The sequence below is a fragment of the Hafnia alvei genome, assembly GCF_964063325.1.
Taxonomy (GTDB): domain Bacteria; phylum Pseudomonadota; class Gammaproteobacteria; order Enterobacterales; family Enterobacteriaceae; genus Hafnia; species Hafnia alvei_B.
The window spans coordinates 125,942-138,530 of the sequence record NZ_OZ061315.1 but is presented as its reverse complement, the minus strand read 5'-3'; the positions used below and the strand labels follow the sequence as shown (position 1 = coordinate 138,530).

The window sequence follows — 12,589 nt, the reverse complement described above, 5'->3', positions numbered from 1 at the left end:
GTACCACTTATGGCGCGGAGTATTAGTTAGGCTTGACAACGTGTAAAACAAAACATTTAAATCATCATGATTAATATTTTTATTGGAGAGACAGTGGATAGCGAATTATTAAAAACCTTCTTAGAAGTGAGCAGAACAAGACACTTTGGTAAAGCCGCTGAAACCCTTTATCTAACACAATCAGCAGTTAGCTTTCGTATCCGTCAGCTTGAAACACAAGTTGGAGCGGATCTTTTCACTCGCCACCGCAACAATATTCAGCTAACCGAGGCAGGAGAACGACTCGTACCCTACGCAGAAAAACTAATGGAAACATGGCTATTGGCTAAAAAAGAAGTTCTCAAGAGCCGGCAGCACAAAGAATTATCGATTGGCGCTCCAGCAATGATGTGGGAATCGCTACTTATTTCCTGGCTATCAGGCGTCTATAAACATAAGCCCGAACTCTTGCTTGAAGCCCGTATTGGGCAAAGACATACTCATGTTCGACAGCTGCATGAGCGCCATCTAGACCTACTGATAACAACAGAAATCCCAAAGATGGAGGAGCTATCAACAGAAAAAGTTGGCGAGTTTACACTGCAACTTCTTACAACCGCAGGAGATACAGCAACCGACGATCTTCCCTATATTCGCTTAGAATGGGGGGCAGATTTTGCTCGTTTTGATGAACAGCTCACTAGCAACAATAATCCCCCGATTTTAACTACTAGCTCGATAGCGCTTGCCGAACAGGTCATGAACCAAGCAGGAGGAAGAGCATTTTTCCCAGCTCATTGGCATCCACATCACTTCCAAGTGGATAGTTCGCAGGAAGCCCTAACGCGACCAATATACGCCGTGTGGCTCCACAACAGTGACAGGAAAGAAGAGATTAAGTATTTAACGCAGTCGTTGATAAATTATCATCTAGAGCAGCCAAAGTAATTTTTTGGGCATTGTAGATGCGCCAGTGTTGGGGGCGATAGTATGAAATTGCCCCAACAACTTAGAACATTTATGTAGGCATTTTGGAATATTGCTGAAGGGAAAGTATTAATTTTAAGGCTTTTTTCTGCGCTAAAACGCAAAAAAGCCCTCCGCAAGCGGAAGGCTATTTGTATGGCAGGGGCGGAGAGACTCGAACTCGCGACACCCGGTTTTGGAGACCGGTGCTCTACCAACTGAGCTACGCCCCTAAAGAACGCTTACTATTATCCCTACATTCATCAAGCAGGCATAACATAAATAAGTGGCGGAACGGACGGGGCTCGAACCCGCGACCCCCTGCGTGACAGGCAGGTATTCTAACCAACTGAACTACCGCTCCACCGATTCTTTCTCTCACATCAGCATTCGTCTGATGTCAGTTTGTTCCTGTTATTTTCCGTGTCAGGGAAAAGGAACTAATTTAAAGCCTGAGCAGTTCCCTACTCTCGCATGGGGAGACCCCACACTACCATCGGCGCTACGGCGTTTCACTTCTGAGTTCGGCATGGGGTCAGGTGGGACCACCGCGCTATCGCCGCCAGGCATATTCTGTTATTTGTACCGCTCTCTGTATTTCTACAGCTAGCCATACAAACCAATCTGTTCACAAGCCTACTCTTTGTGTTTTCGCGTCTCTGCGTCTTAAAACACCTTCGGTGTTGTAAGGTTAAGCCTCACGGATCATTAGTACTGGTTAGCTCAACGTATCGCTACGCTTACACACCCAGCCTATCAACGTCTTAGTCTTAAACGTTCCTTTAGGAGACTCAAGGTCTCAGGGAAGACTCATCTCGAGGCAAGTTTCGCGCTTAGATGCTTTCAGCGCTTATCTTTTCCGCATTTAGCTACCGGGCAATGCCATTGGCATGACAACCCGAACACCAGTGATGCGTCCACTCCGGTCCTCTCGTACTAGGAGCAGCCCCTCTCAATCTTCCAACGCCCACGGCAGATAGGGACCGAACTGTCTCACGACGTTCTAAACCCAGCTCGCGTACCACTTTAAATGGCGAACAGCCATACCCTTGGGACCTACTTCAGCCCCAGGATGTGATGAGCCGACATCGAGGTGCCAAACACCGCCGTCGATATGAACTCTTGGGCGGTATCAGCCTGTTATCCCCGGAGTACCTTTTATCCGTTGAGCGATGGCCCTTCCATTCAGAACCACCGGATCACTATGACCTACTTTCGTACCTGCTCGAGCCGTCACTCTCGCAGTCAAGCTAGCTTATGCCATTGCACTAACCTCACGATGTCCGACCGTGATTAGCTAACCTTCGTGCTCCTCCGTTACTCTTTAGGAGGAGACCGCCCCAGTCAAACTACCCACCAGACACTGTCCTCAATCCCGATTAGGGACCGGAGTTAGAACATCAAACATTAAAGGGTGGTATTTCAAGGTTGGCTCCACGCAGACTGGCGTCCACGCTTCAAAGCCTCCCACCTATCCTACACATCAAGGCTCAATGTTCAGTGTCAAGCTATAGTAAAGGTTCACGGGGTCTTTCCGTCTTGCCGCGGGTACACTGCATCTTCACAGCGAGTTCAATTTCACTGAGTCTCGGGTGGAGACAGCCTGGCCATCATTACGCCATTCGTGCAGGTCGGAACTTACCCGACAAGGAATTTCGCTACCTTAGGACCGTTATAGTTACGGCCGCCGTTTACTGGGGCTTCGATCAAGAGCTTCGCCTTGCGGCTGACCCCATCAATTAACCTTCCAGCACCGGGCAGGCGTCACACCGTATACGTCCACTTTCGTGTTTGCACAGTGCTGTGTTTTTATTAAACAGTTGCAGCCAGCTGGTATCTTCGACTGGCTTCAGCTCCATCCGCAAGGGACTTCACCTACGCGCCAGCGTGCCTTCTCCCGAAGTTACGGCACCATTTTGCCTAGTTCCTTCACCCGAGTTCTCTCAAGCGCCTTGGTATTCTCTACCTGACCACCTGTGTCGGTTTGGGGTACGATTCAATGTTACCTAGAGCTTAGAGGCTTTTCCTGGAAGCTTGGCATCAACTACTTCATCACCGTAGTGACTCGTCATCACGCCTCAGGGTTGATAAAAGCACGGATTTACCAATGCTTTCCCCCTACACGCTTAAACCGGGACAACCGTCGCCCGGATAGCCTAGCCTTCTCCGTCCCCCCTTCGCAGTAACACCGAGTACAGGAATATTAACCTGTTTCCCATCGACTACGCCTTTCGGCCTCGCCTTAGGGGTCGACTCACCCTGCCCCGATTAACGTTGGACAGGAACCCTTGGTCTTCCGGCGAGCGGGTTTTTCACCCGCTTTATCGTTACTTATGTCAGCATTCGCACTTCTGATACCTCCAGCAACCCTCACAGGCCACCTTCAACGGCTTACAGAACGCTCCCCTACCCAACAACACCTAAGTGTCGCTGCCGCAGCTTCGGTGCATAGTTTAGCCCCGTTACATCTTCCGCGCAGGCCGACTCGACCAGTGAGCTATTACGCTTTCTTTAAATGATGGCTGCTTCTAAGCCAACATCCTGGCTGTCTATGCCTTCCCACATCGTTTCCCACTTAACTATGACTTTGGGACCTTAGCTGGCGGTCTGGGTTGTTTCCCTCTTCACGACGGACGTTAGCACCCGCCGTGTGTCTCCCGTGATAACATTCTTCGGTATTCGTAGTTTGCATCGAGTTGGTAAGTCGGGATGACCCCCTAGTCGAAACAGTGCTCTACCCCCGAAGATGAGTTCACGAGGCGCTACCTAAATAGCTTTCGGGGAGAACCAGCTATCTCCCGGTTTGATTGGCCTTTCACCCCCAGCCACAAGTCATCCGCTAATTTTTCAACATTAGTCGGTTCGGTCCTCCAGTTAGTGTTACCCAACCTTCAACCTGCCCATGGCTAGATCACCGGGTTTCGGGTCTATACCTTGCAACTTGACGCCCAGTTAAGACTCGGTTTCCCTACGGCTCCCCTATTCGGTTAACCTTGCTACAAAATATAAGTCGCTGACCCATTATACAAAAGGTACGCAGTCACCCCATAAAAGAGGCTCCCACTGCTTGTACGTACACGGTTTCAGGTTCTATTTCACTCCCCTCGCCGGGGTTCTTTTCGCCTTTCCCTCACGGTACTGGTTCACTATCGGTCAGTCAGGAGTATTTAGCCTTGGAGGATGGTCCCCCCATATTCAGACAGGATGTCACGTGTCCCGCCCTACTCATCGAACTCACAACATATGCATTTTCAAGTACGGGGCTATCACCCTGTATCGCCGGACTTTCCAGACCGTTCCTCTGACACATACGCTGATTAAGGTTCTGGGCTGTTCCCCGTTCGCTCGCCGCTACTAGGGGAATCTCGGTTGATTTCTTTTCCTCAGGGTACTTAGATGTTTCAGTTCCCCTGGTTCGCTTCGTTAAGCTATGTATTCACTTAACGATAGTGTGACGAATCACACTGGGTTTCCCCATTCGGAAATCGTCGGTTATAACGCTTCATATCAGCTTACCGACGCTTATCGCAGATTAGCACGTCCTTCATCGCCTCTGACTGCCTAGGCATCCACCGTGTACGCTTAGTCACTTAACCTCACAACCCGAAGGTGTCTTTTTAGTGAACGCGGTTACGAACCGGTTCAAGACAGCATTCAAGATTGCAAAAAATTGAGAGACTGCTTAATACAAACTGTGTCAGTGTGTCTCACAGTTGCTTAAGCTTTCAAATTTCAGCTTGTTCCAGATTGTTAAAGAGCAAAATACTTCGCAGCATACTGTTTCCAATACACTCTGAAGTATGTTTTTGAGACTGAATACTTATTATTTATCGTAAACAAAAGTAATGGTGGAGCTATGCGGGATCGAACCGCAGACCTCCTGCGTGCAAGGCAGGCGCTCTCCCAGCTGAGCTATAACCCCATACAGTCAACAGTTTACCTTTATACATTACCACTCATAGAAGAGTTTAATTCTTTCTCAGACAAGGCGGAGTCATGCAAAGTTTGCTGTTGCAAACGAGGCGTGACGACAACGCAGTATGAGTAAGAATTTGGTAGGCCTGAGTGGACTTGAACCACCGACCTCACCCTTATCAGGGGTGCGCTCTAACCACCTGAGCTACAAGCCTATATAAAGGTATTCTGCTCGTTATTCTTCATCAGACAATCTGTGTGGACACTGCACTTAACGCTATCTTTAGGTAAGGAGGTGATCCAACCGCAGGTTCCCCTACGGTTACCTTGTTACGACTTCACCCCAGTCATGAATCACAAAGTGGTAAGCGCCCTCCCGAAGGTTAAGCTACCTACTTCTTTTGCAACCCACTCCCATGGTGTGACGGGCGGTGTGTACAAGGCCCGGGAACGTATTCACCGTAGCATTCTGATCTACGATTACTAGCGATTCCGACTTCATGGAGTCGAGTTGCAGACTCCAATCCGGACTACGACATACTTTATGAGGTCCGCTTGCTCTCGCGAGTTCGCTTCTCTTTGTATATGCCATTGTAGCACGTGTGTAGCCCTACTCGTAAGGGCCATGATGACTTGACGTCATCCCCACCTTCCTCCGGTTTATCACCGGCAGTCTCCTTTGAGTTCCCGACATTACTCGCTGGCAACAAAGGATAAGGGTTGCGCTCGTTGCGGGACTTAACCCAACATTTCACAACACGAGCTGACGACAGCCATGCAGCACCTGTCTCAGAGTTCCCGAAGGCACTAAAGCATCTCTGCTAAATTCTCTGGATGTCAAGAGTAGGTAAGGTTCTTCGCGTTGCATCGAATTAAACCACATGCTCCACCGCTTGTGCGGGCCCCCGTCAATTCATTTGAGTTTTAACCTTGCGGCCGTACTCCCCAGGCGGTCGACTTAACGCGTTAGCTCCGGAAGCCACGCCTCAAGGGCACAACCTCCAAGTCGACATCGTTTACAGCGTGGACTACCAGGGTATCTAATCCTGTTTGCTCCCCACGCTTTCGCACCTGAGCGTCAGTCTTTGTCCAGGGGGCCGCCTTCGCCACCGGTATTCCTCCAGATCTCTACGCATTTCACCGCTACACCTGGAATTCTACCCCCCTCTACAAGACTCTAGCTGACCAGTTTCAAATGCAGTTCCCAAGTTAAGCTCGGGGATTTCACATCTGACTTAATCAACCGCCTGCGTGCGCTTTACGCCCAGTAATTCCGATTAACGCTTGCACCCTCCGTATTACCGCGGCTGCTGGCACGGAGTTAGCCGGTGCTTCTTCTGCGAGTAACGTCAATCACTGTGGTTATTAACCACAATGCCTTCCTCCTCGCTGAAAGTACTTTACAACCCGAAGGCCTTCTTCATACACGCGGCATGGCTGCATCAGGCTTGCGCCCATTGTGCAATATTCCCCACTGCTGCCTCCCGTAGGAGTCTGGACCGTGTCTCAGTTCCAGTGTGGCTGGTCATCCTCTCAGACCAGCTAGAGATCGTCGCCTAGGTGAGCCATTACCCCACCTACTAGCTAATCCCATCTGGGCACATCTGATGGCGTGAGGCCCGAAGGTCCCCCACTTTGGTCCGAAGACATCATGCGGTATTAGCTACCGTTTCCAGTAGTTATCCCCCTCCATCAGGCAGTTTCCCAGACATTACTCACCCGTCCGCCGCTCGTCACCCAGAGAGCAAGCTCTCTTGTGCTACCGCTCGACTTGCATGTGTTAGGCCTGCCGCCAGCGTTCAATCTGAGCCATGATCAAACTCTTCAATTAAAAGCTTGATTTGCTTAAACAAGTTAAGCGATGCTCGAAAATTAACTTTCGTAATAATTCAACTAAATGAATTACTGCTTGGTCACTCTTCAAGACTTTAATATTTTATCGTCCGAGGACGTTAGATATTGTCTTGTGAGTGCCCACACAGATTGTCTGATAAATTGTTAAAGAGCAGCGAATTGCGAACATTCGTTCCAGCAACTCGGGAGGTGCATATTACGCTTTCCTCCTGAAGAGTCAAGCTTTTTTCTTTTCAGAAATTCGCATTACTGCGATGCTTTTCTCTTCCTCACCGAGCGACGTTTGCGTCGTTGTTCCCGGTCAGTGGTGGCGCATTATAGGGACTTCTGAACGGCTGACAACCCCTAATTTAAAAAAACTTTTCAACCGCGCAAGTTTTCACCGAAAACCACATAAATGAGGATTAAATACTCAATTCTCGTAGTTCTGAGAAACCTAAACGATGCAATACAGGTAAAAGCGCATCGGTATCGCTATTTGTTTCTGTTGCATAGGCCAAATCGTTTTCCGTGCTCAGTGCGTTTTCCTGATTAGCAATCAGCCAAGCGACACGACGGGCTATTGCGGCACCTGAATCAACTAAACGAGTCCCTGTGGGTAATACCGCCGCCAGTTCTTCGCGCAGTAAAGGAAAATGCGTACATCCCAGAACCACCGTATCTGGCGGTTCGGCCATTGACAGCCAAGGTCGTAGTATTTTCTTTAGCACCGCAGGATCAATCTCTTCGCCATGTAACTTGGCCTCAGCCAATTCCACCAGCTCAGCCGAGCCCAGCATTTTGATGTTGCAGTCTTTCGCAAATCGAGCAACCAGATCGTGAGTATATGAACGCTGCACCGTCGCTCTCGTCGCTAACAAACCAACAACGCCGTTGCGCGTCAGCTTTGCCGCAGGTTTTATCGCAGGCACGACACCAACGATAGGGCAATTGAAGCGTTCGCGTAATGCGGGGAGCGTAATGGTGCTTGCGGTATTACAGGCGATGATAACAATAGAGAGAGTATGACGCTTTTGCACTTCGGCAACGATTTTGACAACGCGGTCGATAATAAACGCTTCGTCTTTTTCCCCATAGGGGAATCCCTGATTGTCGAATGCATATATATAGTGGAGATCCGGAAGCAAATCACGGATCTCTTGATATACAGATAACCCACCCACGCCGGAGTCAAAAACCAGCGCAGTGGGTTTAGAAGTCGCTACATCATTAGAAGGTGTAGCTACCGGAGAGATAATATTCTCTACCTGCGGTTTGGTAGCCATAAGCCGTTTCATAATCTTTATCTAACAGGTTGGCGATTCTACCACGAACTGTTAGATGAGACGTAACCGGATAAGAAGCTGAAATATCGACGGTGCTGTAGCTTGGTAATACCTGCTGCGTATTATTGTATTGGGACGTATTGTTATCGTAACGGCGACCATAATATTGATACGAAACATCCATATCGACATTAAACATGGTCCAGTCGAGCTGATATTTAGCCTGTCGTTTGGCGCGACGCGCTAATACTTCATCATTTTTATCATTACGCGGATCTAAATACTGCAAGGTAACCTGATGCGTGAAGATCCCGGTATCAACGCTGCCCGTCCACTCGACGCCTTTAATCGTGGCAGAGTCGATGTTGTCGTAGCTGCCCGCATAGGTGACAGGATCGGAATAATAGGTAATCAGATTTTCAATTTTGTAATGATACACAGACAGACGCCAATCAAGTGGCCCAGTCAGCCCTTCTAAACCTGCTTCCCACTGCTTCGACTCTTCAGGTTTTAAATTAGGATTGGAATCAATGCCGAAACGCGTTGAACCAAATTGCTGTCCCAATGACGGCGCCAAGAATCCAGTGCCATAAGACAATGTTGCACGATAGCCCGGCGTAAATTCCCAACCCGCTGCCGTTTGCCAAGTACCGTGCCAGCCGAACTGTTCATCTTTATCTTCACGTCCAGATGCCTCCAACGTGACATCTCCCAGTTTTTGCTGACCTGTAAGGTATAGCCCAGAATCATCACGTTTATAGCTGTCAGATTTACTGATATCTGAAGAAGTCAGACGCTGCTGCTGCCAATCCACACCCGCACTAATCTGCCCATGCTCTAGGCTATAGGTATTACCCCATTGAATATTACGCTGATCCATATCATCCAGCGTAGTGCCATCGTGATAGCGCCCATATTCACTGCTGTAATTATAAGCTTTTACTTTTTGGTAGCTGCCCGTTAACTGAGATGAATAAGCCCCAGACAAATAGCGCAGCCCCATATCATAAGTGTGATTGTAGGTTTCACTTTCGTTTGCGCTGTAAGCGGGGCTCGACGGTGGGCTACCAAGATCATAGTCACTATTGTTGGTGTAACCGTAGCCACGAGCAAAACCAGAAAACTCGTTGTTAAACTGGTGATCTATACCGCCCCAGAAAGTTTTGGTGCGATAGCCATCGTCATCATGATCGGGTTCGTACGTTGAACCCGGCTGCACGTTAAAGCCTTTGGTGCTTTCATAAGAGCCCGCCAACGTGACTTTGGTGTTATCACCGACTTTTTGACGCACGCTCCCATCGTACTGCTGGAATCCTTTAGAACCGACACCTGCATTTATCTGCGCGCCTTCCTTATCGGTTTGCGTGATGACGTTAATAACCCCCCCCATCGCACCCGAACCATACACGGCAGAGCGTGGGCCACGAATATATTCAACGCGTTGAACCAGCGAAATCGGGATTTGATTGAAATCAGCCGTGTTTGAAATTCCAGGACGAGCAATAGGAATGCCATCCACCAGCACAAGTACTTGGCTTGCGCTGGTCCCACGGATATACATCGATGCACTCTGTCCCATACCGCCATTTTGGGCGATATCGACGCCGGGTAAACGCCGCATTACGTCATTCAGCGTTTTAGCCTGCCAACGATCGATATCATCTCGAGTAACAACATCACTAGGCGCTAGCACGGTGGAAACTGGCTGAGGAAAACGGGAGGCGGTGACAATGACATCGTCATTATTATTTGCGGATGATGATGAAGGTGTTTCGTTAGAATCTTGCGCCCAGCCAGAGAAAGCCGTGACAGACAAAGCTGCCATCAGCGCATTTTTTTTTATAGTCATATAAGAGCATCCAAACTTAATTGGCAGGATGCCGCGAGCCGTGGCGTTAATTCGCGAAAACCACGTAAAGCGACGTGTACCGGCAGGTCTTCGGGCTTAGGATTTGTGTATCAACATGCATTGTTGAATACACACCGGGCGATGACTTCCCATCTGTAATGACAGTGTCAAAATATCGCCGTGACTTCCCCATACCGCTGCGCGTCAGCTCCGGATTCACACCGGATTCCCTTTTCACTCTCCACAGGAGACCGGGTCGCCATGCTAAGTGAAAACGTATTCAGAAGTCTAGACTTCTATGATTCGGATGTAGAATAAGTCACAGAGCTGGACATCATCATTCCATCGCCTACAATCGCCCCTCTATTATTATGCTAACGAGAAATGCCATGACGCCGAACACGCTGCCAACCGATCAATATGATGCCCAACTCACGGAAAAAATTACCCGACTGGCCAACATGATGACCCCGTTTGCGGCACCGGAGATTGAGGCATTTCGCTCGCCGGCCAGTCACTACCGCATGCGCGCTGAATTCCGCGTTTGGCATGATGAAGGCGATCTCTACCACATCATGTTTGATCAACAAACCAAACAGCGCATCCGCGTCGATCAGTTCCCTGCTGCAAGCGAGCTGATTAACCGTTTGATGAACGTGATGATGGATGAGCTAAAGCCAAACCACGTTCTGCGCTTTAAATTGTTCCAAATTGACTATCTGTCAACTATGAACAATAAAGTGGTGGTTTCTCTTCTTTATCACCGCAAACTGGATGATGAATGGAAAGTAGAGGCTGAAGCGCTTCGCGATCGCCTGCGCGCGCAAGGTTTTGACCTGCAGCTTATTGGCCGCGCCACCAAAACCAAAATCTGTTTCGATCAAGACTATGTTGATGAATGCCTGCCTGTTGCTGGCCGCAACATGATCTATCGTCAGGTAGAAAACAGCTTTACCCAGCCCAACGCGGCCGTAAACATTAAGATGCTTGAGTGGGCGCTTGACGTTACACAGGATTCCAAAGGCGATCTACTTGAGCTGTACTGTGGCAACGGCAATTTCTCCTTGGCGCTCGCGCGTAACTTTAATCGCGTGCTCGCAACAGAAATTGCCAAACCTTCCGTTGCTGCAGCGCAGTTCAACATCGCAGCCAACCACATTGAGAATGTACAAATCATTCGTATGGCGGCAGAAGATTTTACTCAGGCGATGAACGGCGTACGTGAGTTCAAACGTTTGGAAGGTATCGACCTCAAAGGTTATCAGTGCGAAACCATTTTTGTCGATCCACCGCGTAGCGGCTTGGATGACGACACCTTGCGCATGGTGCAGGCGTATCCACGGATACTTTATATCTCATGCAACCCTGAAACGCTTAGCGCAAACCTAGAAACGCTGAACGAAACTCATCGGGTCACACGCTTGGCGCTGTTCGATCAGTTTCCCTATACCCATCATATGGAATGCGGCGTGTTGTTGGAAAAACGCGATTAAAAACGATTCAGATTGAAACGCAAAAAGGCAGCCAATGGCTGCCTTTTCTATTTGAATGGTATCTCAGTGGCTCAACATCACTCAGGATCGTGAAAATCTTTTCCGCTATCAGGCTCGGCATTTTTCTTAAACGCCTTAATACGATAGGCAATCCAGAAAACCAACACAATACACAGGAGGGTTGGCATAAAGTTAGAGCCAATTTCTGGGTACTCAACGCGAACAATGGCGCTATACATCAGCAAACCAAGCAGAAAACACGAAGAGGAAAGCATCGGCATACCTTCAGGCATAGAGCAGTTCAGGTAGCGCTGATGCAGGCAATACACTGATAAAATCAGTGCCAGCAGGGGAAATACCGAAAATGATACGGCTGAGCTAAACAGTGCGGCAAAAGATCCGCTGATAGAAAGCCCCGCAACCAATGACAGAATCAACGTTCCCACATCTAAACGACTTTTAATCATGACCAACCCTATGCTTTAAATTTATTCCCGAGCATGCTGCTCTGCATTTTCATGCATATGCGCAATGTGTGCTTTCTCCTGCTCACGACGGTACCAATAATAAGCGCCCTTGGAAATCATCCGCAACTGTAAAACAAGACGTTCTTCCAACAAACGGCGGTGCTCCATATCAATATCTAACGCTTCGGCACCCGCGCTAAATACGATAGTCACCATCGCCTCCGCCTGTGCTTCAGTAAAACTGCGCGGCATGTGATTTTCGATTTCAAGGTAATCGGCAAGTTCCGCAATAAAGTGCTGAACCTCACGCTGCACCGCCGCGCGGAACGCAGCGGAAGTACCGGAACGTTCCCGTAAAAGCAGACGGAAAGCATTCGGATTATTGCCGATAAATTCCATAAAAGTTGCTACGGATGTGCGGATAACGCTGCCACCTTTGGCAATACGCTGACGGGCCTGACGCATTAACTGGCGCAGCATCAACCCACTTTCATCCACCATCGTTAACCCTAACTCATCCACGTCACGGAAATGGCGATAGAAAGACGTTGGGGCAATACCAGCTTCACGGGATACTTCACGCAGGCTCAAACTCGCAAAGCTCCGCTCAGCGCTTAGCTGATTAAAAGCCGCCTCGATCAGTGAACGACGAGTTCGTTCTTTTTGTTGCGCTCTGACGCCCATATTAATATCCGGTTAAATGTAAGTTTCTTTATTCCACCTTCGGCTATTTTTGATTCTGGCGCGGTGGTTTAACGCCACTATATCAAACTTTACCCCAACCACGCTTCTATGACCTGT

General features: G+C 48.9%; 6 protein-coding genes, 4 tRNA genes, 3 rRNA genes and 1 riboswitch. Of the genes, 2 read left to right on the top strand and 11 right to left on the bottom strand.

Features of this window, described 5'->3' with window-relative positions; all coding sequences use genetic code 11:
• The first annotated feature begins 93 nt into the window (after positions 1 to 93).
• Positions 94 to 927, top strand: a complete 834-nt coding sequence (gene hdfR, locus AB3Y96_RS00660; protein WP_168780250.1) for an HTH-type transcriptional regulator HdfR — start codon at positions 94 to 96, stop codon at positions 925 to 927.
• A gap of 175 nt (positions 928 to 1,102) precedes the next feature.
• Here hdfR and AB3Y96_RS00655 read toward each other — a convergent pair.
• The 9 genes from AB3Y96_RS00655 to btuB all read right to left on the bottom strand — a co-directional run bounded on the left by AB3Y96_RS00655 (position 1,103) and on the right by btuB (position 9,828).
• A tRNA-Trp gene (locus tag AB3Y96_RS00655) sits at positions 1,103 to 1,178 on the bottom strand.
• Positions 1,179 to 1,232: 54 nt separating this feature from the next.
• Positions 1,233 to 1,309: transfer RNA gene (locus AB3Y96_RS00650), tRNA-Asp, on the bottom strand.
• An 86-nt stretch (positions 1,310 to 1,395) separates the two neighbouring features.
• Positions 1,396 to 1,512: ribosomal RNA gene (rrf, locus tag AB3Y96_RS00645) — 5S ribosomal RNA — on the bottom strand.
• A 120-nt stretch (positions 1,513 to 1,632) separates the two neighbouring features.
• A 23S ribosomal RNA gene (locus AB3Y96_RS00640) occupies positions 1,633 to 4,541 on the bottom strand.
• A 250-nt stretch (positions 4,542 to 4,791) separates the two neighbouring features.
• Positions 4,792 to 4,867 (bottom strand) — tRNA-Ala (locus AB3Y96_RS00635).
• Between the two features lie 131 nt (positions 4,868 to 4,998).
• Positions 4,999 to 5,075: transfer RNA gene (locus AB3Y96_RS00630), tRNA-Ile, on the bottom strand.
• 73 nt (positions 5,076 to 5,148) lie between these two features.
• Positions 5,149 to 6,691, bottom strand: a 16S ribosomal RNA gene (locus AB3Y96_RS00625).
• Together the 16S, 23S and 5S rRNA genes with 4 tRNA genes alongside form the textbook arrangement of a ribosomal RNA operon.
• Positions 6,692 to 7,118: 427 nt before the next feature.
• Positions 7,119 to 7,979 (bottom strand): glutamate racemase, encoded by an 861-nt coding sequence (gene murI, locus AB3Y96_RS00620; RefSeq protein ID WP_367298268.1) that lies wholly within the window; start codon positions 7,977 to 7,979, stop codon positions 7,119 to 7,121.
• Positions 7,924 to 9,828: a TonB-dependent vitamin B12 receptor BtuB gene (gene btuB / locus AB3Y96_RS00615; RefSeq protein WP_367298267.1), complete on the bottom strand. Its 1,905-nt coding sequence runs from the start codon at positions 9,826 to 9,828 to the stop codon at positions 7,924 to 7,926. The genes murI and btuB overlap by 56 nt, the downstream gene beginning before the upstream one ends.
• A 63-nt stretch (positions 9,829 to 9,891) precedes the next feature.
• Positions 9,892 to 10,099: riboswitch (cobalamin riboswitch) on the bottom strand.
• Positions 10,100 to 10,217: 118 nt separating this feature from the next.
• Here btuB and trmA point away from each other — a divergent pair.
• A complete protein-coding gene (gene trmA / locus AB3Y96_RS00610) occupies positions 10,218 to 11,321 on the top strand; it encodes a tRNA (uridine(54)-C5)-methyltransferase TrmA (RefSeq protein ID WP_072308231.1) in 1,104 nt (367 codons plus the stop codon).
• 77 nt (positions 11,322 to 11,398) lie between these two features.
• Here the strand turns inward: trmA and AB3Y96_RS00605 are convergent, their stop codons facing one another.
• Together AB3Y96_RS00605 and fabR are read right to left on the bottom strand one after the other, a co-directional pair.
• The gene (locus AB3Y96_RS00605; protein WP_072308230.1) at positions 11,399 to 11,788 is read right to left on the bottom strand and encodes a YijD family membrane protein; all 390 of its coding nucleotides are present in this window, start codon (positions 11,786 to 11,788) and stop codon (positions 11,399 to 11,401) included.
• Positions 11,789 to 11,809: 21 nt separating this feature from the next.
• Positions 11,810 to 12,472, bottom strand: coding sequence for an HTH-type transcriptional repressor FabR (gene fabR / locus AB3Y96_RS00600; RefSeq protein ID WP_072308229.1), 663 nt, complete (start codon positions 12,470 to 12,472; stop codon positions 11,810 to 11,812).
• Between the last annotated feature and the right edge of the window lie 117 nt (positions 12,473 to 12,589).

Coding starts and splice junctions, on each gene's coding strand:
- murI (WP_367298268.1), bottom strand. CDS start 7,979: ATGGCTACCAAACCGCAGGTAGAGAATATTATCTCTCCGGTAGCTACA.
- trmA (WP_072308231.1), top strand. CDS start 10,218: ATGACGCCGAACACGCTGCCAACCGATCAATATGATGCCCAACTCACG.
- btuB (WP_367298267.1), bottom strand. CDS start 9,828: ATGACTATAAAAAAAAATGCGCTGATGGCAGCTTTGTCTGTCACGGCT.
- fabR (WP_072308229.1), bottom strand. CDS start 12,472: ATGGGCGTCAGAGCGCAACAAAAAGAACGAACTCGTCGTTCACTGATC.
- AB3Y96_RS00605 (WP_072308230.1), bottom strand. CDS start 11,788: ATGATTAAAAGTCGTTTAGATGTGGGAACGTTGATTCTGTCATTGGTT.